The sequence below is a fragment of the Brevibacterium metallidurans genome (assembly GCF_037101285.1).
Classification (GTDB): Bacteria; Actinomycetota; Actinomycetes; order Actinomycetales; family Brevibacteriaceae; genus Brevibacterium; species Brevibacterium metallidurans.
Window position 1 is genome coordinate 40,551 of the sequence record NZ_BAAAAF010000007.1, and the last position, 19,000, is coordinate 59,550.

Below are 19,000 nucleotides of genomic sequence, written 5' to 3' on the forward strand. Positions count from 1 at the left end.
GCCCTTGCCGGTATACGTCTGTCGTGCAACGATGAGACAACGCTGTTGAAGTGGTCGAATCGATCAAAGCGGATCGACCAGGCTGAAAGGAAGCGGACCCATGAATGGATCCACGATCCTCTGGATCGTCGTCGCAGTCGTCCTTGTCATCATCGCGATCATCGTCATCGCCGTCGTGGCCAAGAAGGCCGCCGCGAAGAAGCGCGAAGCCCAGCGGCAGCAGGCCGCCGAGATCCGCGAGGAGGTCGCCGCATCCGGGCCGCGGACCGAAGCCTACGAGGCCGAAGCCGGCACCGCCCGTTCGCGCGCCGACCAGGCCTACGCGGAGGCCGAGGCCAAGGCCGCCGAGGCGCGCCAGCGGGAAGCCGAAGCCCAGGAGGCCGCCGCGCGCGCTGAGCAGTTCGATGCCTCGGCCAGTCATCTCGAGCAGTCGGCGCAGAAAGCCCGCACGGAGCAGGAGAACAACCTCCGCCGAGCCGATGAACTCGATCCCGATGTCGATGAGAACGGGAACCGGCGCGAGAGAAGCGACGACAGTCGCGAGAACCGAGACGGCAGCTGGGATCGCGACAACCGAGGTGTCGGTGCCGGCGCTGCATCCGCTGTCGACCGCGACAGTGCCGACAGGTACGACCGCGACGACGCCAGTACGTACGACCGCACGGCAGACGGCGCCGGCACCGACGGTCGCGACCGGTTCGACCGTGACGCCGGTGGTGCGGCGCAGTACGACCGTGACGCAGATGTCCGTGACGACAGCCTCGGCGGGCGCAACCCCTACGACCCCACCGGGGACCGCTCCGATCGCTTCGTCAACGACGTCGACGGGCGTGACCCGCGGGTCCGCGAGAGCGACGACGGCTTCGTCAACGACGTCGACGGCTACGACCCCCGCGAGGCACGCACCGACCGCGAGGTCGGCGGCAACGATTCGCGAGTGACTGAAACCGGACGGTTCGACCGGGCTCCGGGCGATCCCCAGGGTGCCGGTCCCGGTCCCTACGACCCGAACCAACCCGATCCAACGTGGCCAGACCCGAACCGGCCAGACCCGAACCAGCCTGACCCCAACCAGCCCGACCCTGACCGACGCAACCCGAACGCGCCGCGGCACTAGCCCCCGCGAACACATCAACGAAAGGACACCGTCATGCTCGCCACAATCCTCTGGATCATCGCCGCGATCCTCGTCATCTCAGGAATCTTCGCCCTCTTCCGCAAGCAGATCCTGTGGGGCGTCATCCTCATCGTCGTCGGCCTCCTCGTCGGCCCCGGCGGCGTGAGCATCTTCGCCTAGCCTGCCGGACCACCCCTCACGGCGCCCCGATTCCCCTCGGATCGGGGCGTCGTGCTGTCGGCGCCGAGCCCCTCGAGCGCGCCGCACCCTTCAGGAGCGCGGCGCCCGTGACCACATCCCACGCGATGACCGCGTAGAAGCCGATCCTCTCCCACACGCCGTCGGGCAGGATCGTCCCGGGCACCGCGCGCACGTCGATCTCAAGCATGACGATGCCGAGGAACCCGATCACGCCGAGGACGATGCCCACCACGCCGAGGCGGATCGACCTGTGCCCGGGCAACTGAGCCCCACCGCGTGCCGGGGCCCGCCCCTGCCCGCGCAGCAGGGCGATGCCGGCGACGACGGCTGCTCCCTGTCCGCCGAAGAGCGCCAATCCCGCGCCGAGGAGGTGGACCCACCCCAGTCCCGCCGCGATGCTCGCCTGCCCGCCGGGCACGAACGCGATGAGTCCCATCCCGCACGCATGGATGACGGCAAGGGCGACGAACGTCCGGCGCAGCGGCCACCGTGCGCTGAGACCGAGGATGATCGCCCCGAGCGCGAAGAGCACACCGTGGAGGACGAACCCCGCCGTCATCACCCCGTGGAGCGGGGAGTCGATCGGTCGCCCGGCGAGGACCTCGACATCGGGAATCCCGAGGTCGCTGATGTAGTTCAGCGCGTACGAATACCCGGGGAACGCCGAGGCTGTCACCGCCTCGGCGAGGAGGTAGGCCACGCCCGCGGCAAGCCAGCACACCCCGGCCGTGACCGAGGCCGCCGAGGCTGCCCGTACAGAGGCCCGCACCGTGGCCGCCGACGCTGCCCGCACCGAGGCCCGCTTCGACGGGTCCGACCCTACGGTTGGCACAAGGAACCTTCCCTCATGCCGACCATGGTAGTCCTCAGGCTTCGGCTGCTGCGACCGGTTCGCTGCGCCTCGCTGATTCGGCGCCCCGCCCGGTCGCTGTCGCCAGCGCCTCCCGCAGGGCTGCGGTCGGATCGGCGGGGCGCACCGGGCAGTTCCACGCGATGATCCGGTCGGGCCGGACGAGGAGGGCACCGGAGTCCGCGACATCGCTGATCTCCGCCCACCGATGGAGGACGTCGTTGTAGTCCCCGCCCATGCTCACCTGCGCCGTGCGCAAGGGCAGTCCCAGTTCCGCCGAGACCGCCTCGGCGGCCTCGACCCAACCGGAGTCGTCATGGCCGGTGATGAGCGTCCATCCGCCCGTGCCGACGAGGTCGAGCGTCGACAGCCGCCGCCGATCGTGATCGACCCACGCATGCGGGAGTGGGACACCCGGCCGGGTCGAGGGCACGAAGTCGAGATCGACGTCGATGTCTCCCGCCGAGGCGGCCGTCGGATCCGCGTGAACCGCGGAGTCTGCGTCGTCTGCCGCAGTGTCAGCCGGGACAGCAGAGTCGGCCGGGACGATGCCGTCGGAGGCGTACTGCTGACCGAGCTCCATGCCGTGGGCGTTGAACTGGTAGTTCTGCAGCTCGACCGCGGCGATGAGCTTACGGCGCCTGGCCGGGTCGTCGAAGAGCCCGTTGAGGCTCGCCCACCCCTCCTCGGCGCTCTGCCCGGGAGCGAAACCGAGCGCCTGGGAGATCGGGCCCATGTCGACCACGCTCTTCATCGCCCGATCGACGACCCGCTTGCCGACGGGCTGCCGCTCCTGACTGTAGGTCTCGAGCAGAGCCTCGTCCGCGTCTCCGCGGAGCACCGCCGAGAGCTTCCACCCGAGGTTGTAGGCATCCTGGATCGAGGTGTTCGTGCCCAGCCCGTTGGCCGGCGGGTGTCGGTGGGCGGCGTCGCCGGCGAGGAACGCCCGGCCCTTACGGTACTCGTCGGCGATGACGTGGTTGATCTGCCACTTCGAGACCTGTTTGATGGTCACCTCGACCGAGGGGTCGCCGATCGTCGACTGCGCGAGCGCGATGAGCGCCTCCTCGCTCGTGTCGGGTTCGCCCTCGGCCGGGTCGTACATGCACAGCAGCACCCAGTCGGTGAACGGCTTGACGCTGATCCACGTGCCCGAGCCCACCCAGTAGTCGTTGCCCGGCTGCGCCATCCAGTAGAGCGTGCCCGGCCGGTAGTCGCAATACTTCGTGAGGTCGGCATCGAGCCAGATGTTCAGTGCCGCCCCGAGACCGGACTCCCCGGTGAAGGTGAAGCCGAACTCCTCGGCGACCGTGGACCGACCGCCGTCGGCGCCGACGATGTAGCGGGCGAGGATGGTCGACTCCTCGCCGGTCTCCCGGTTGCGGACGGTCGCCTCGACCCCGTCAGAGGTCTCGTGGGCCGAGACGAGCTCCGTCGAGAAGCGCAGGTCGGCACCGAAGCCGAGGGCCGCCTCGGCGATGACGGGTTCGAGGATGTGCTGGGAGATGTTGCACATCGCACTCGGGCTGGCGACCTCGTAGTCACCGGACCGGGCGGTGCCGGTGCCCCAGGTCTCGAGCCGGGCGATCTCCTGACCGGCGAAGCTCGTCGCCCAGACGTTGTTGCGCATGTACTCGTTGGGTGTGGCCGCGGCGATGACGGCGTCCTCGCAGCCGAGGTCCCGGAAGACCTCCATCGTGCGCTGGTTGGTGATGTGGGCCCGCGGCGAATGCGCTGTCGTGGGGTATCGGGTGATGGTGATCGCGTCGATGCCGTCGCGGGCGAGGATCGCTGAGAGCGTCAGCCCGGTCGGGCCGGCGCCGACGATGAGGACATCGGTGCGGATCGGGGAGGGAGTCATTGCTCGTTCTCCTTCGGACGAGAATGCGGATGAGGCGACCGCCTCGGCGGATGCGGGAGATCGTGCGGGACACGCGTCCGCCAATTCGGTATAATTGATCATATTCAATTAACGGCTTCAAGAGTGCATGGTGGAGCAGCGTGATGTCAAGCACGTCGGGTAACCTCGTGGCAGACGCTGCCGAAGGGAGGGGAGTGAGGACATGACGACGGAGACCAAGACCCTGTCGGCCTCGCCGGTGGACCGGGCTGTGGCCCTCGTGTCCGAGCGGGCGAGCAGCCTCGAGCCGGGGCAGCGGCTGGGCACGAAAGGGGCGCTGCAGGTCGAATGCGGCGTCTCGAAGGGCACCTTCAACGAGGCCCTGCGACTGCTCCAGCACCGCGGGGTCATCACGCTGCGGCCGGGCCCGGGCGGGGGACTCTTCGCCGCCGAACCCACACCCATGGCCAGGCTGGGCAACTCGCTGCTCGCCCTCGACGCGGATTCGACGACGGTCGAGGACGCGATGCGGGTGCGCGATTCGCTCGAACCGCTGCTCGCCTCCGACGCCGTCGACCACGGTTCGCTCAACGACGTCCGCGACATGTGGGCGTGCGTCGACGAGATGCGCACCGCGGTCGAGGTCAACGATGCCAAGCGCTTCCTCGAGGCGAACTGGGCGCTGCACCGCCGCATCGCCGAGATCACCCCGAACCAGCTGCTGCGCTCGATCTACCTCAATCTCATGGCGATCATCGACGACCACACCCTCAACGTCCTGCCCGTCGAGGAGACGCCGCTCGACGAGTTCATCGCCGAACGCCTGCAGCTGCACGTCGACATCGTCGAAGCCATCGAATCCCACGACCACGAGCGCACCGACGCCCTCATGCGCGCACACGCGGGGAACTGAGACCACTGAAACGAGGACACCGCCCATGACAGAACCGTCGGCCCCGAGGATCACCACGGAGACGATACCTGCGGACCTCAGGGCACGGCTGGTTGCCTGGCGTCGTGACTTCCACCGGCATGCGGAGACAGCCTGGACGGAGTTCCGGACCACCGCGGCGATCGTCACGGAACTCAAGCGGCTCGGCTGGTCGACGGTCATGGGACCCGAACTCCACGACGCCGGCGCCCGCCTCGGCGTGCCGGCTGTCGAGGTTCTCTCTCATGCGCGGGCCCGCGCGATCGAGCAGGGCGCCGATCCCGGACTCGTCGAGGCGATGGGGGAGGGCTTCACCGGTGTGCTCGGCATCCTCGAGACCGGACGCCCCGGTCCCGTCGTGTGCTTCCGCTTCGACATCGACGCCAACGACCTCGTCGAACTCCGGGATGCGAGCCACCGGCCGTTCGCCGAGGGGTTCGCCTCGGTCAACGACGGGGCGATGCACGGGTGCGGACACGACGGGCATGCCGCGATGGGGCTCGGCCTGGCGACCGTGCTCGCGGACCTGCGGGACTCGCTCACGGGCACGGTGAAGATCATCTTCCAACCCGCCGAGGAGGGGGTGCGGGGCGCGCATTCGATCGTCGCGGCCGGGTGGTTCGACGACGTCGACGTCTTCGTCGCGACCCACCTGAAGTCCGATGACGACCGGGGCAGCATCCTCACCGGCGCCGACGGCTACCTCGCGTCGACGAAGTTCGACGTCGCCTTCTCCGGAGTCGGCGCCCACGCGGGCGGGGACCCCGAGAAGGGACGCAATGCCCTGCTCGCGGCCGCCTCGGCGAGCCTGGCACTCCACGCGATTCCCCGGCATTCCGAGGGCGCGAGCCGGGTCAACGTCGGAGTGCTCAGCGCCGGGGAGGGCCGCAACGTCGTCCCCCGTGCGGCCGTGATCAAGGTCGAGACCCGCGGGGAGACGAGCGCGATCGATGAGTACATGGTCGCCCGAGCGATGGACGCCGTCGCCGGCGCCGCCCGCATGTACGGCGTCGACCACGAGGTCACCGTCGTCGGTCGCGCCGACCAGGCCACACCGTCACCGCAGCTCCAGCCCTTCATCGGGGAGTGCTTCGCCGGTGTCGAGGGCGTCACCGAGATCGGGGTCTCGGGCGGCCTCGGCGGCTCCGAGGATGCGACGGCGATGATGAACCGCGTCATCGAGCGCGGGGGACTGGCCACGTACGTCCAGATCGGCATGGACACCTCGTGGGGCCACCACACCGAACGCTTCGACGTCGACGAGGACATGCTCGCCCTCGGGGCCGCCGCCGAGACCCGGATCGCCCTCGGGGCCGCAGAGTTCCTCGCGGGCCTCGAGAGACGATGACGGTCCCCTGTGAGGTGGCCCTGAGCGGGAGCGGGGCCGGGCCCGGTCGATAGACTCGGAGCATGTCGAGGATCTCCTGCCCCACCCTCATCCCCAGGGTCACCACCGCCGCCGAGGCGGCCGCCCACATCTCCGCCGGCGACCGGGTCGCCATGAGCGGGTTCACCGGCTCCGGCTACCCCAAGGCCGTGCCCGGTGCGCTCGCCGCCCGTGCCGAGACCGAGCACGCGGCCGGTCGCGACTTCGCGATCGAGCTGTGGACGGGAGCCTCGACGGCACCCGAGCTCGATGGGATCCTCGCCGAGGCGGGGGCGGTGAGCAAGCGGCTGCCGTTCCAGTCCGATCCGCGGATGCGCAGGTCGATCAACGACGGATCGACGGAGTACATCGACACCCACCTCAGCCATTCCGCCCAGCAGGCGTGGTTCGGCTTCTACGGCAGCCTCGACGTCGCCGTCGTCGAGGTCGCCGCGATCCTGCCCAACGGTCTCCTCGTGCCCGGCAGCTCGGTCGGGAACTCGAAGACGTGGCTCGACCTCGCCGACAAGGTCATCCTCGAGGTCAACGCGTGGCATCCGCGCGCCTACGAAGGCTTCCACGACGTCTACTACGGCACCCGGCGCCCGCCCGAGCGGCTGCCGATCCAGCTGCTCGAGCCGATGCAGCGCATCGGCGACCCGTACCTGCGCGTCGACCCGGAGAAGGTCGTCGCCGTCGTCGAGACCGACCAGCCGGATCGGAACCTGCCGTTCAAACCCGTCGATGAGGACTCGAAGGCGATCGCCGCGCACCTCGTCGACTTCCTCCGCCATGAGATCCGCGCCGACCGGCTGCCGGCGAACCTCCTGCCGCTGCAGTCGGGGGTCGGCAATGTCGCCAACGCCGTCATGGCTGACCTCGCGGGCAGCGAGTTCGAAGGCATGCGTGCCTACACCGAGGTGATCCAGGACGGCATGCTCGACCTCATCGACTCGGGCAAGCTCGCCTCCGTCTCGGCGACGGCGTTCTCGCTCTCGGCGGAGAGGGCGGCGGACTTCAACGCGAACATCGAGTCGTACAAGGGCCGGATCCTGCTGCGCACGCAGGAGATGTCGAACCATCCCGAGGCGGTGCGCCGCCTCGGCGTCGTCGCGATCAACGGGATGGTCGAGGCCGACATCTACGGCAACGTCAACTCCACCCATGTCATGGGTTCGTCGATCATCAACGGCATCGGCGGGTCGGGGGACTTCGCCCGCAACGCCTATCTCAACTTCTTCGTCTCGAACTCCCTGGCCAAGGGCGGGGCGATCTCCTCGATCGTGCCCTTCGCCAGCCACATCGACCACACCGAGCACGACACGCAGGTCATCGTCACCGAACAGGGTCTCGCGGACCTGCGCGGACTCTCCCCGGTGGCGAGGGCGCGGGCGATCATCGACAACTGTGCTCACCCCGACTACCGGGAGCGGCTGACCGACTACCTCGAGCGGGCGATCGCTGCGAACCCGCATGGACGGCACACTCCGCACCTGCTCAGCGAAGCGCTGTCGTGGCACGAGAGGTTCCAGGCGACCGGGCACATGTGAGTGCGGCGGTGGGGTCGGTTCGCCGAACGTGGGCACGGCCGGCTTCCGAACCGCGCACCCGCGCGAACGGCGGACCCGGCCGGGGGAATCCGCCGCATTCGGCGGTTCCGGGAGCCGCCTCGGCGGGGAGACGATGGAGACGCAACTCCCCACCGCGAACTCCCCAAGGAGGAGACATGACCATCACCCGGCAACCCCACGACCCCGAGCTCGGCGCGGCCCTCGAGGTGCTGCTCGAGAGCATGCCCTCGGCGACGATCGACATGGGCACCGTCACAGCGCTGCGGGAGGAGACCGCGAGTCCGCTGCCGGCGATCGAACCGGAGACGCTCGAGTCCATGGGCATCGTGCGCACGGATCTCACCATTCCCGTCTATGACGGCGCCGAGGCGAAGGCGACGGTCTTCCGGCGCGCCGACCACACCGGGGCGGGCCCGGGGATCTACCACGTCCACGGCGGTGGGATGATCACCGGCCACCGGCTCCTCGGCGTCGACATGTGCCTGCCGTGGATCGTCGAGTACGACGCCGTCGTCCTCACCGTCGACTACCGTCTCGCCCCCGAGTTCCCCGATCCGTATCCCGTCGAAGACTCCTATGCGGGGCTTGCGTGGATGGCCGAGCACGCCGAGGAGCTCGGCGTCGATCCCGGGTCGATCCTCATCGCCGGAGCGAGCGCCGGCGGCGGAGTCTCCGCCGGCACCGCGCTGGTGGCCCGGGACCGGAAGGGGCCGAACCTCATCGGACAGCTCCTCGTGTGCCCGATGATCGATGACCGTGATTCGACGGTGTCCTCGACCCAGTTCACGGACAACACGACGTGGTCGCGGGACAGCAACCGCTTCGGCTGGTCGAGCCTGCTCGGCGATCGGGTGGGCACCGAGGACGTTTCGATCTATGCGGCGCCCGCCCGGGCCACGGAGCTGTCGGGCCTGCCGCCGACCTACATCGACTGCGGCAACGCCGAGGTCTTCCGCGACGAGGACGTCGCGTATGCGACGAAGCTGTGGGAGGCAGGCGTCGACGCGGAGCTGCATGTGTGGGCAGGCGGCTTCCACGGCTTCGACATGATGGCCCCGCACGCCGCCGTGAGCCGAGCCTCGATCGCCGCCCGCAACTCGTGGGTCGCCAGGATCATCGGGGACCGCTGAGGTCGTCGGGCCGTTGGGTGCGCGGGTGAGCGCTGGGCCGTTGAGTTCGCCGCACCCGCGCCCTAACATGGGGTAACCGACAAGGGAAGCGACCATGCGAGATCTCCTCGGAAAGCTCACCGCACTCGACCCGGAAGCGCGGGAATCGCTCAAGGTCGTCGGGTACTTCGACGCCCTGACCGCCCGTGGCGTGGGGCTCGGCGGGCTGCTGCGCGCGGCTGCCGCCCTCTCCGGCACGGTAGCGGCGGCGACGATCCGGGGGACGACGACGGCCTACGATCCCGATGGTCGTCGTCTCGCCGAGGTGGACGATGCGTCCCGGGGATCCGTCGTCGAATTCCGGCTCGGCGAGGTCTGGCTCGACCGTGCGGGTGCGCCGCATTCGAGCGATGCCATGATCACCGAGAGACTGGCGCTGGCCATCGAGGCGTTCGAGTCCCGGCAGGGCTCGACCCGTGAGGTCGAGGTGATCGTCGACGCGCAGCGCACCGTCCCCGAGCGGATGACAGCGCTCGTGCGCATCGGCATCGATCCCACCGACTCCGTCCGGGTCATCGTCAGCGACGAGGACCCCGGACCCGGATGGACGTGGACGGCGCCGACGCCGACACCCTCGGGGATCCTCCACACGAGCCTCGAGGTCCGGCGGAAGGGTGCCGGTGGCGGCGGTGGGGGCGCGGGCGGTGCGCTCAACCGGGATCAGTCGGACTCAGGAGAACTCTCGACCTCGGGCTCACGCTCCCGGACCGGCATCGGCACATGGGTGCGGGCGGACTGCGCCCCGGAATCGTGGGAGGCGGCCCTCGTCGCCCACCGCCTCCTCGGCGACGGTCCCGAGACGATCCTCGACGCCACGGACCTCGGCGGGATGCTCATCCTCGCCCGCGCCTATGACCCGGCGGTGCCCCACCCCGATGTCGCGGCGCTGAGCGAACTCGACGACCTGACCGCGGAGATCCTGCGGACGCTCGTCGACTCGGAGAGCATCCGCTCGGCGGCCGCGAAGCTCGCGATGCACCATTCGACCCTGCAGGCACGGCACGAGACCCTGACGGCGCGGCTCGGCTACGATCCGCGCACGACGATCGGGCGGATGCGGTACACGGCCGCGGAGTTCCTCCGCCGCCTCGGCGACTGAGCGCCGGCCCACCTCAGAACCACCACCCTAAGAACCACTACCTCACGAACCACCGCCTCGGCGGCAATCGCCGCATGGGGGCACAACCGATGAAGAGAGAACGGAGTCAGTCATGCCCGAAATCCAAGCACAGTCCGAATCACCGGCACACACCGGTCAGGGAGCGAATGCACCCGAATGGCCGCGCGGAGAGGTCGCCTTCGTCACGGGCGCCGCCTCGGGGATCGGCCTGGGGATCTCCCGAGCACTGGTCAGGGCGGGTGCGCGCGTCGCCCTCGCCGATATCGACCAGTCTCGTCTGGACGCAGCCGCCGAGGCCCTGCGTGACGAGGGAGGGGTCGTCGCGACGGTCCGGTTCGACGTCAGCGACCCCGGGGCGTGGGAGGCGGCCGCCGATGCGGCCGAAGCAGAACTCGGGCCGGTGACGATCCTGTGCAGCAACGCCGGGGTCAACGGTGGCGGTTCTGCGGAGAAGACGACATACGAAGTGTGGAAGTGGGTGCATGCCATCAACATCGATGCGCAGTTCCTCGGCGTCGCCACTTTCCTTCCCCGGTTTCGGGAGCACGGTGGACGAGCGCACATCCTCAACACGGCGTCGATGGCCGGCCTCGTTCCCATCCCCGACGTCGCCGCCTATGCGTCGTCCAAGTTCGCAAGCGTCGGATTCTCCCGGGCTCTGCGTGCAGATCTGGCGGGAAGTGCCATCGGTGTCTCGGTGCTGTGTCCGGGTACCGTGGCAACGCGGATCGTCGAGTCCGCTGCTGTGGTGCAGGAGGAGATGCTCGGCATCGAAGCCGACCGCGCCGCCGTCGAGGGAAACATGCGAATGCTGTCTCAGGGAGCCGATCCGGACGCTGTGGGCCAGCAGGTCGTCGAAGCGATGGCCGCGGGTCAGTTCCTCATCGTCACGCACAAGGACTTTCTGCCGATCGTGCGCGGCGTGAACGCTGAGATCGAATCGGCGTTCGTGGACTTCGACGGTCGTCACGGGTCCGATCCGACCGCCGCGTTGCTGGTCCAGGGAGAGAAGCCGGTGTCGACCTGAAGGCGCAGGTCCGTGCGTGGCTCATCCGATGCTCATCCGCCCATCCAGGTGGGTACGGCGGCGATGAGCCACGCAAGGCCTGGGCCGATGAGGCACATGAGGCCCGCGTACGCGATCATCTGCCGGTAGTAGCGGTCGCGGATCGCGGGGTCGACGTTGGCGAGCAGCATCGCCCCGTTCGTCGAGAACGGACTGATGTCGACGATCGTCGAGGCGATCGCCAAGGCTGCGACGAATCCGCCGACGGCGATGTCGCCGGATTCGAGCAGCGGCACCGCGAGCGCGATGACGACGCCGATGATCGCCAGCGAGGACGCGAGTGCGGAGACGAGCCCGGCGAGGTAGAAGAGCAGGAGGGCTGCCAGCAGCGGGATCCCGATCGCGGAGATGCCGGCTGAGACCCACTCGACCGTGCCGGCGGACTGGAGCACTCCGATGTAGGTGAGCACGCCGCAGATGAGGATGACGACCGGCCACGCCACCTTCGTCATCGCCGCCTTGCCGGCGGTGGGATTGATCGCGGTGAGCACGATGGAGATCGTGATCGTCACCAGCCCGACGTCCCAGCCGAAGATGAGGACCGAGAGTGCCATCGCGATGAGCCCGAGGAGCGTGGGCACCTGACGCGGGGCGAGCCGCACGGGCGGATGCTTCGCCGTGTGCTCTGTGCTCGCCGAGGCGGTCGCCGGGCCGACGTGTACGGCTGCCTCGGGATCAGCTCCTGTCTCGCCCGACGCGAACCCCGACCCAGCCTCGGGGGAGGCATCCGGGGAATCCGGGCGAGGGGCGACGAGGTGGTCGTCCGCCTCGGCGCGCAGACCCGGTCGCTTGTGGAGGACGGCGTAGACGACGAGGGCGAAGACGAAGTTGAAGACGAAGGGGGCGACGAAGAGCGTGAGCGGGGCAGGAGTGAGACCGTTCTTCGTCAGGTAGTCGTTGATGAAGATGCCGTAGACACTGATCGGGGAGAACGCACCGGCGAGTGCGCCGTGGACGACGAGGAGGCCGACCATGAACTGGTTGATCCGCTCGCGCCGGGCGAAACTCAGCGCCAGGGGAGCGACGATCGCTACAGCGAAGAGCGCCCCGAGGGCGATGAGGATCGCGGTGAGGAGGAAGAAGATCCACGGCATGAGCGCCGTCCGGCCGCCCACGAGGCGCACGCACCAGTGGACGATGACTTCGATGACGCCGTTGTTCTGTGCGAAGCCGAACAGGTAGGTGAGGCCGACGAGAGTGAGGAAGAGGTCGACGGGGAAGCCGGCGAGGAACTCCTCGGGCGCCTGGCCGAGGACGAGCCCGCCGACGCCGGCTGCGGCGACGAAGCCGAGCAGGCCCATGTTGATGTCGCGCCACGTGCCGATGACGAACATCAGTCCGAGGACGATCACGCAGATGAGTTCGATACTCATTGTCACTCCTCCATCACTCCCAGTGCCGGGGTCGTTTCGTACGCCCGGGTCGCCCGGCGGGCCGGGGTCGCGCGGCATTCAGCATGCCGGGGCCGCGCTCAGTGGGCCAGGCTGCGTGCAGCGGGCCAGGCGGCGCTCAGCGGGCCGGGGCCGCGCGACATGCAGGGGCGCAGACGGTCCCGCCGATCACGGTCGGCACTCTTCGAACGTTAGCCGACCATCTCACGCCTCGAAGTCGGAATCTTGCATTGTGGCTGAGGTGTCGGGACGCGAAAGCGTCAGCGGCCCCGTCCACGACGGCACATTCCTGCTTAAACCTGTCCAACATGGATAGTGCGCTCGGGCTCGCCGTCACTAGAGTGTCTGAGCATGCCGGGCCGACGACGGGCCGGAAAGCAGAAGGGTGCCCACCATGACAGAGACGTCGAGCCAGCCCTACGCTGAGACTCCGGCGGCTGTGCAGCTGATCGCCGCGACTCCGACGGCCGAGTCCGTCACCGCGGCGGCGGCCGCAATCGTCGCAGCCTTCGCTGCCACGGACACGGATGCCTACTTCGCCGGATTCGCCGAGGAAGCCTCCTTCATCTTCCACCCCGAGGACCACCGTCTGAACTCTCGTGCCGAGTATGAAGAGACATGGCGAGGATGGCTCGCCGACGGATGGTCGGTCGTCGACTGCGTGTCCTCGGACCCTCTCGTTCAGACCTTCCCCGGCGGCGCAGTCTTCTCACACACCGTCGACACGACGGTCGAGACCGGGGACGGCCGGGAGTCGTATCGGGAACGGGAGAGCATCGTCTTCCGCCACCTCGGCGACGGTCGACTCATCGCGATCCACGAGCACCTGTCCACGGTCCCGGACGTCGGCTCGACCTCCGCCGGGTCGGTCGCCCCCGACGATTCGGTCACCTCCGATGGCTCGGGCACGGCAGCCTCGGCGAGGACAGGGGACGAACCCCGCACTCAGGCGGTCGACCGATGAACTGGTACCGCAGGCTCGAGGAGCGGGTGGGGTCGGACTCGAACAGCTCGCAGGTCGTGCACGGGCGGCTGGGCACAGGGCGGATGTTCATGATCTGGCTCGCCGCGAACCTCGTCGTCACGACGATGCTCACCGGCACGCTCTTCGTCCCCGGCATCGACTACATGACCGCAGTCGTCGTCATCGTCGCCGGAACGGTAGCCGGCACGATCGTCCTCGTCCTCGTCGGGAACATCGGCACCCGCACGGGACTGGCGACGATGGCGATCACCCGGGGCGCGTTCGGCGCGAAGGGCAGCTATCTGCCGGTGGCCGCGAACGTCGTCATCCTCATGGGGTGGTCATGGCTGCAGGCGATGCTCGCAGGCATCAGCGTCAACTACGTCGTCGAGCAGACGACGGGATTCTCCAACCCCATCCTCTTCTCCGTGCTCTGTCAGGCGCTCGTCGTCGAGCTCGCCATCCTCGGCCACGAAGGCATCGAGAAGGCCGAACCGTGGTTCGCCCTCCTCATCCTCCTGGTCATGGCCTATGTCTTCGTCACGGCGTTCACCGGCCACGCGCCGATCCAATACATGAGCATCCCCGCTGATGAGAGACTCGGATTCACTCCGGTGCTCGCACTCGACATCGTCATCGCCACGGCGATCTCGTGGACGGTGCTCTCGGGTGACCTCAACCGGCTGGCCGGCAGTCAGCGGGCGGGGATCGTCGGTTCGGGGCTGGGATACATCACCTCGACGGTGCTGGCGATGCTGCTCGGTCTCACGGCCTTCAGCTTCATCCTCCTCGACGGGGGCACCGCCGAGCCCTTCGATCCCACCGCGCTCGCCGACCGCTTCGGCTGGCCGCTCGCGATCGTTATCTTCCTCTCCGTCATGGCCACGAACACGATGGTCGTGTACGGAATGGTCAACTCAGTGCTCGGAGCCAGGAGCCGCTCACGGCTGCGCTTCCTGCCCGTCGCCCTGATCCTCGGCGCGATCTCGATCATCGGCTCGACCTGGCTGGCTCTGCTCGATTAGTACACGGACTTCCTCACGATGATCGGCGCGTTCTTCGTCCCCGTCTTCGCGATCCTCATCGTCGACCACTACATCATCAAACGCGGCGTCTACACCCGCGACATCCTCCGCGACGAGGGCGGCATCTACGCCTACGTCCGAGGCGTCAACTGGTCCGCGGTCATCGTGTGGATCGTCGGCGCGCTCGCCTCCTACCTCCTCACCTACGTGTGGCCGAGTCCACTGGGAGCGACGATCCCGTCGTTCGTCATCTCGTTCCTCCTCTACCTCGCCCTGTCCTGGCCGACGCGAAGCCGGTTCGCCGAGGTGGGGGACCAGGGGTCCGACATCGACGCGACCGCGTCGGGGTCCTGATGCGGACGCGGGGGCTGACGCCACCTATGGGTCCTGAGGCTGGCGCAGGGACTGACGCTGCCGAATGGTCACGGCTCCTCGCTTGCGCTGTCATCCTCCGCCGACCTCCGGTGTCTCCGAACGATTGCTCGTCGGATTCCCATGTCAGTGCCGAATGCAACAATGGGAATCACAGAGCAGAGGAGGATATCAGAGAGGATGAAAATTCATAGAAGAATTTTCAGATTATGTATTCACGGAATACGTTCGAATAGAATACCATTGATGTACTAGGGAATCGCATTCCCAGAAGCACTTCCCCGACACTGACGTCGAAGGCAGGTGAGACACCGTGAAGGACGCACCGAACGTGAACGAGCAGCGCACCGCTCGTCCCCTGCCGGGTGTCGCTGGCCGGAATGCTGTCGGAGGCGCTCGCCATACAGTGCGCATCGGATCGAGTGTCGCCGAGCTCTCCGAGATCGCCGCAGAATCCGACCAGGTGCAGCTCAGAGTGCTCGAAGTGACGGCCGGAATCGTCCTCGAACGGGCCGTTCGCTTCTTCGGTGCGCCTCTGCCTGCAGGGGACACTCCCTATCGAGTGGAATCCATCGTCGCCGCCGTCGCGCGGTGCACCGAGAGTGCCGAGGCCGACTCTGCTTCTGCCGCCTCCGGCACCTCGAAAGCTTCCACCCGCGCCGAGTCAGCAGCCGCGTCGACCACAACGTCGCATTGTCCTCAATCCTCCGCGGCGCAGTTCGGTCCTCACACGGGTGCGTCGACCGATCTCGTCCATGTGCCGCGAACCTCGACCGTGCTCGCCGTCTACGACGCTGACTTCTGCGCTCGGATGACACACGACCACACGTGTCTTTATGCCGTCGAAGGAGAAACGGTCTCGGACGCAGAAGACCTGGAGACCGAAACGCAGGAACCTCCGGTCGAGTTCCCCGAATTCCGTCTGGGCACCGACATGTCGGCTTGGATCAGCGACAACGTCCCCGCCGAGGACATTGCAGAGACGGCGACGATCCTCGGGATGTCGATAGCCAAGGCCTACCGTCACCTCGGCGTCGCCCTCACGATCATCCACGGTCTTCCCCGCTTCGCCGATCGAGTCCGCACCGGGGATTTCACCATGGCCCATGTCGCCGTCGTCGCCGACCTCTGCCGCTCCGTAGCCTTCAGGTACCTTCCGAGGATCGACGAGCACCTCGCCGCACGGCGTGCAGATGTCACCAGCGACAAGCTGCGCATCTCACTGCGGAAGTTCATCAACGTCCTCGAGCCGCCGGAGGACCGATCGAAGATCGCTGCCGAACGACGTCGCGTCGACCTTCACACGTTCAAGAACGGCGGAGCGGTCATGACGCTCAACGGTCCGGCAGACGAACTTCACGCGTGCTTCCGCCGGGTCGAGGCGATGGCTCGTGCGGTGCGATCGCGTCGCGGAGCCGGATTCGACCTGCCGCCCGGAGTCGAGATCGTCGACGACCGCGCAATGGACAACCTCATGTACGACATCATCACGCGGCCGCAGCCCAAACTGGCTCTCAAGGTCCGATCGATCAACCCGGTGACCGGTCTCCAGACCACCCGCGAAGAACCGCTTCTCGACGCCGACGGCAACCTGCTCTTCGACATCGACGCCGAAGGCTCGATTGTGATGGATTCCGGTGAGGTCATCAAACGCGCAGCAGGCGACGGCAGGGCCGGACTCTCCGGGTCGGCCGCAGGTGCCGGCGTGAACGCGCACCGTCCGCCGGCCTCGGGGAGTGCCTTCTCCGCCTTCGGTCTCAACGAACCGGTGATCATCGACAGCATGGTCGTCATCGCGATGCCCACCCACCAATGGTGGCTGGCGATGCAGGCAGGCGTCGTCGTCACCGTACCGTTCCTCTCGCTCTTCGGTGACTCGAAGCTTCCGGGAGTCCTCCCCGACGGATCCCCGATTCCGGCAGAGACCGCCCGACGAATCGCCGGCCGATGCTCGACGGTGACGAGGATCCTCACCGAACCGGCCACCGGCACACCGATCGACGCCAAAGCGACCACCTATCGGATACCGAACAATGTGCGCAAGACCCTCATCGCACAATGGGCGATGTGCACAGTCCCCGGATGTCCACGCAAGGCTGTGACCTCGGAGATCGATCACGTCGATCCGTTCTTCCATCTCAAACCGCTCGCAGGCGGACTCACCAGATTCGGCAACCTCCACCCTCTGTGCAAACGGCATCATGCGCTCAAAACCGCGGGGCGCCTCCGTGCTCGAATGCGCGAATCAGGCGTCGTCGAGTACGAGTTCAAACACGGGGTGACCACCAAGTCCCGTGCTCCGGATCAGCCGATCGATGTTGCCCACGCATTCGAGTTCGCGGAACTGTGCGGTCTCAGTCCGGGCGAGGTGCCGATACCCGATCACCTCATCCCGCCACCGAAAGACGATGTCGAATTCCCTCCCGATGAAGAGGAGATCCGGCGTCGGGAGGAAGAGGAGACGCGAGCGGCCGCCGAGGCGGAACGCATCCGACGCATCGACGTGGAATACCAGCGCAGTCAGGAGGCTCGACGCCGGAAGCGGCTCGCGGATCTGCTCAACTGGAAGAACGTCGCCCAGCAGCCGTGTCTGCCCGTCGGTTCCGACCCTGTGACGATGAAACGGCTGATGCCGGCGAGGCAGGCGGATCCATGGGAGTCGGCGCGACGACGTGAGGAAGCCGGCGACACCTGGACCGAGCCGCTCGATGACGTCTGGAGCAAACCGGTCCAGTGGTACCACGACTACTCCGACGATCCTCCGCCGTTCTGAGCACTGACCGCCGGTTGGCTTCCCGATCGCTGATCTCCGCCCGAAGTTGAGTTGGGCACGGACATGGGCTCCCGCATTGCCCACCGGTCCCAGTGCCGAGCGATGGTCAGGCACTCATTCGTCAGTCGGTCAGGTGAGGTCGTCGAACTCTCCCGAGACCCAGCGGGCGTAACGGTCAGCGGAACTCTGCACCGCCTCGGCGGCTCCCGAATCGATCATCCTGCCGAAATTGCCGTACATTCGATCGAAGTCGAGGTCGGCCACTGAGGCGGCGATCCTTCTGACGACGGGACCGGACAACGGCAGATAGTTGGGGAAGCTGCGCATGAACGTCACCCATCCCGACCGGGCGACCGGACCGATCGAATCGCCGCTGAACATGACTCCGCGTCCGTCTTGGCCCGGCCACGTCGCGACCGCGCTGCCGCGGAAGTGACCGCCGACCCGGCGCAGGACGGTGCCCGGCAGAGGGACGACCTCCTCGTCGTAGAACTTGATGGCCGGTCCAGCTCTCTGCACCCAGTCGGCGTCTGCCGCGCAGACGAAGACCGGAGCATTGTCGAACGCGGCACTCCACTCCAACTGCATGCCGAACATGTGCGGATGGCTCGGAGTGATCGCGGCGATCCCACCGAGAGCCCGAATCGCCGCAACGGCTTCGGTATCGATGTACTGCGGAACGTCGAAGAGCAGATTGCCGGCCTCCGTCTGCGCGAGATAGCACGTCTGCCCAATGCCCACGTGCGGTTCGACGTGCAGACCGAAGAGACCCGGTTCGCGTTCGTCGACGACGATCCGATGACCTTCGGTCTCGAGCTCGGAGCGCTTCACCCAGTCCTGCCCGGTCTTCGGCATCCACTGCCGCTCGTCCGTGCAGATCGGGCAGACCAGCGGGGGAGAGGCACCCGTCTCCACACCGCAGTTACGGCAGATCGTGACATCTCCGAGGCGGTCCCGGGTGTCGGTCGATACTCGTTCGTTGGGTGATTGCGTCATCGTTGAGCCTCCTCGTTCGAGCCTATGGCCTCTGCGTGCGATGACGATGTTTCCGCAGTGAGTTTCTTGATGGGATTCGACCACCGTCGGCAAAGAGACTCGCCTCGTCAATTGCCGAGGGGTGGGCGCAGTCCGGTCTTGTCGGAGGGGTGACAGCCGTCCGGCTGCAACTGCGCTACGGTCACGAGAGACGGACGACCGCAGTCCGGCTGGATCAGGCCGGCGACCGCGCTCCGGTCACGAAAAGC

General features: G+C 67.6%; 14 protein-coding genes and 1 pseudogene. 11 read left to right on the forward strand and 4 right to left on the reverse strand.

Annotated elements, in window-relative coordinates:
- Window positions 1–100: 100 nt before the first annotated feature.
- Window positions 101–1,117 (forward strand): hypothetical protein, encoded by a 1,017-nt coding sequence (locus tag AACX88_RS10375; protein WP_339392936.1) that lies wholly within the window; start codon window positions 101–103, stop codon window positions 1,115–1,117.
- Window positions 1,118–1,150: 33 nt separating this feature from the next.
- Entirely contained in the window at window positions 1,151–1,297 is a 147-nt protein-coding gene (locus tag AACX88_RS10380; RefSeq protein WP_339392937.1) for a GPGG-motif small membrane protein, read from the forward strand.
- A 16-nt stretch (window positions 1,298–1,313) separates the two neighbouring features.
- On the opposite strand, the gene AACX88_RS10385 is transcribed toward AACX88_RS10380, so the two are convergent.
- Window positions 1,314–2,150: a DUF998 domain-containing protein gene (locus AACX88_RS10385; protein WP_339392938.1), complete on the reverse strand. Its 837-nt coding sequence runs from the start codon at window positions 2,148–2,150 to the stop codon at window positions 1,314–1,316.
- Between the two features lie 34 nt (window positions 2,151–2,184).
- A complete protein-coding gene (locus tag AACX88_RS10390) occupies window positions 2,185–4,029 on the reverse strand; it encodes an FAD-dependent oxidoreductase (protein WP_339392939.1) in 1,845 nt (614 codons plus the stop codon).
- A gap of 202 nt (window positions 4,030–4,231) precedes the next feature.
- Here AACX88_RS10390 and AACX88_RS10395 point away from each other — a divergent pair, with 202 nt between their 5' ends.
- From AACX88_RS10395 to AACX88_RS10420, 6 genes are all read left to right on the forward strand, one after another.
- Window positions 4,232–4,921 (forward strand): FadR/GntR family transcriptional regulator, encoded by a 690-nt coding sequence (locus AACX88_RS10395; RefSeq protein ID WP_339392940.1) that lies wholly within the window; start codon window positions 4,232–4,234, stop codon window positions 4,919–4,921.
- 25 nt (window positions 4,922–4,946) lie between these two features.
- Window positions 4,947–6,287 carry an amidohydrolase gene (locus AACX88_RS10400; protein WP_339392941.1) on the forward strand — a complete coding sequence of 447 codons (1,341 nt, stop codon included), beginning with the start codon at window positions 4,947–4,949 and terminating at the stop codon, window positions 6,285–6,287.
- A gap of 62 nt (window positions 6,288–6,349) precedes the next feature.
- Window positions 6,350–7,855: an acetyl-CoA hydrolase/transferase family protein gene (locus AACX88_RS10405; protein ID WP_339392942.1), complete on the forward strand. Its 1,506-nt coding sequence runs from the start codon at window positions 6,350–6,352 to the stop codon at window positions 7,853–7,855.
- A 176-nt stretch (window positions 7,856–8,031) separates the two neighbouring features.
- Window positions 8,032–9,006 (forward strand): alpha/beta hydrolase, encoded by a 975-nt coding sequence (locus AACX88_RS10410; protein ID WP_339392943.1) that lies wholly within the window; start codon window positions 8,032–8,034, stop codon window positions 9,004–9,006.
- 94 nt (window positions 9,007–9,100) lie between these two features.
- Window positions 9,101–10,144, forward strand: coding sequence for a CdaR family protein (locus AACX88_RS10415; RefSeq protein ID WP_339392944.1), 1,044 nt, complete (start codon window positions 9,101–9,103; stop codon window positions 10,142–10,144).
- A gap of 112 nt (window positions 10,145–10,256) precedes the next feature.
- Complete coding sequence (locus AACX88_RS10420) at window positions 10,257–11,192, forward strand: SDR family NAD(P)-dependent oxidoreductase (protein WP_339392945.1); 936 nt, start codon at window positions 10,257–10,259, stop codon at window positions 11,190–11,192.
- A 32-nt stretch (window positions 11,193–11,224) separates the two neighbouring features.
- Here AACX88_RS10420 and AACX88_RS10425 read toward each other — a convergent pair whose 3' ends face one another.
- Complete coding sequence (locus tag AACX88_RS10425; protein WP_339392946.1) at window positions 11,225–12,604, reverse strand: SLC13 family permease; 1,380 nt, start codon at window positions 12,602–12,604, stop codon at window positions 11,225–11,227.
- 412 nt (window positions 12,605–13,016) lie between these two features.
- On the opposite strand from AACX88_RS10425, the gene AACX88_RS10430 reads away from it, so the two are divergent.
- The 3 genes and pseudogenes from AACX88_RS10430 to AACX88_RS10440 all read left to right on the forward strand — a co-directional run bounded on the left by AACX88_RS10430 (window position 13,017) and on the right by AACX88_RS10440 (window position 17,756).
- Entirely contained in the window at window positions 13,017–13,586 is a 570-nt protein-coding gene (locus AACX88_RS10430) for a YybH family protein (protein WP_339392947.1), read from the forward strand.
- An 89-nt stretch (window positions 13,587–13,675) separates the two neighbouring features.
- A pseudogene (locus AACX88_RS10435) lies at window positions 13,676–14,965 on the forward strand (purine-cytosine permease family protein).
- A gap of 349 nt (window positions 14,966–15,314) precedes the next feature.
- Window positions 15,315–17,756 (forward strand): HNH endonuclease signature motif containing protein, encoded by a 2,442-nt coding sequence (locus AACX88_RS10440; protein WP_339392948.1) that lies wholly within the window; start codon window positions 15,315–15,317, stop codon window positions 17,754–17,756.
- Window positions 17,757–17,885: 129 nt separating this feature from the next.
- Here the strand turns inward: AACX88_RS10440 and AACX88_RS10445 are convergent, their stop codons facing one another.
- On the reverse strand, window positions 17,886–18,752 hold the full coding sequence (locus AACX88_RS10445) for an MBL fold metallo-hydrolase (RefSeq protein WP_339392949.1): 867 nt from the start codon (window positions 18,750–18,752) through the stop codon (window positions 17,886–17,888).
- Window positions 18,753–19,000: the final 248 nt, after the last annotated feature.

What these genes read in the sequence shown, in the direction of transcription:
- AACX88_RS10375 (WP_339392936.1), top strand. Translation starts at nt 101, where the DNA reads ATGAATGGATCCACGATCCTCTGGATCGTCGTCGCAGTCGTCCTTGTC.
- AACX88_RS10380 (WP_339392937.1), top strand. Translation starts at nt 1,151, where the DNA reads ATGCTCGCCACAATCCTCTGGATCATCGCCGCGATCCTCGTCATCTCA.
- AACX88_RS10390 (WP_339392939.1), bottom strand. Translation starts at nt 4,029, where the DNA reads ATGACTCCCTCCCCGATCCGCACCGATGTCCTCATCGTCGGCGCCGGC.
- AACX88_RS10395 (WP_339392940.1), top strand. Translation starts at nt 4,232, where the DNA reads ATGACGACGGAGACCAAGACCCTGTCGGCCTCGCCGGTGGACCGGGCT.
- AACX88_RS10400 (WP_339392941.1), top strand. Translation starts at nt 4,947, where the DNA reads ATGACAGAACCGTCGGCCCCGAGGATCACCACGGAGACGATACCTGCG.
- AACX88_RS10405 (WP_339392942.1), top strand. Translation starts at nt 6,350, where the DNA reads ATGTCGAGGATCTCCTGCCCCACCCTCATCCCCAGGGTCACCACCGCC.
- AACX88_RS10410 (WP_339392943.1), top strand. Translation starts at nt 8,032, where the DNA reads ATGACCATCACCCGGCAACCCCACGACCCCGAGCTCGGCGCGGCCCTC.
- AACX88_RS10415 (WP_339392944.1), top strand. Translation starts at nt 9,101, where the DNA reads ATGCGAGATCTCCTCGGAAAGCTCACCGCACTCGACCCGGAAGCGCGG.
- AACX88_RS10420 (WP_339392945.1), top strand. Translation starts at nt 10,257, where the DNA reads ATGCCCGAAATCCAAGCACAGTCCGAATCACCGGCACACACCGGTCAG.
- AACX88_RS10425 (WP_339392946.1), bottom strand. Translation starts at nt 12,604, where the DNA reads ATGAGTATCGAACTCATCTGCGTGATCGTCCTCGGACTGATGTTCGTC.
- AACX88_RS10430 (WP_339392947.1), top strand. Translation starts at nt 13,017, where the DNA reads ATGACAGAGACGTCGAGCCAGCCCTACGCTGAGACTCCGGCGGCTGTG.
- AACX88_RS10445 (WP_339392949.1), bottom strand. Translation starts at nt 18,752, where the DNA reads ATGACGCAATCACCCAACGAACGAGTATCGACCGACACCCGGGACCGC.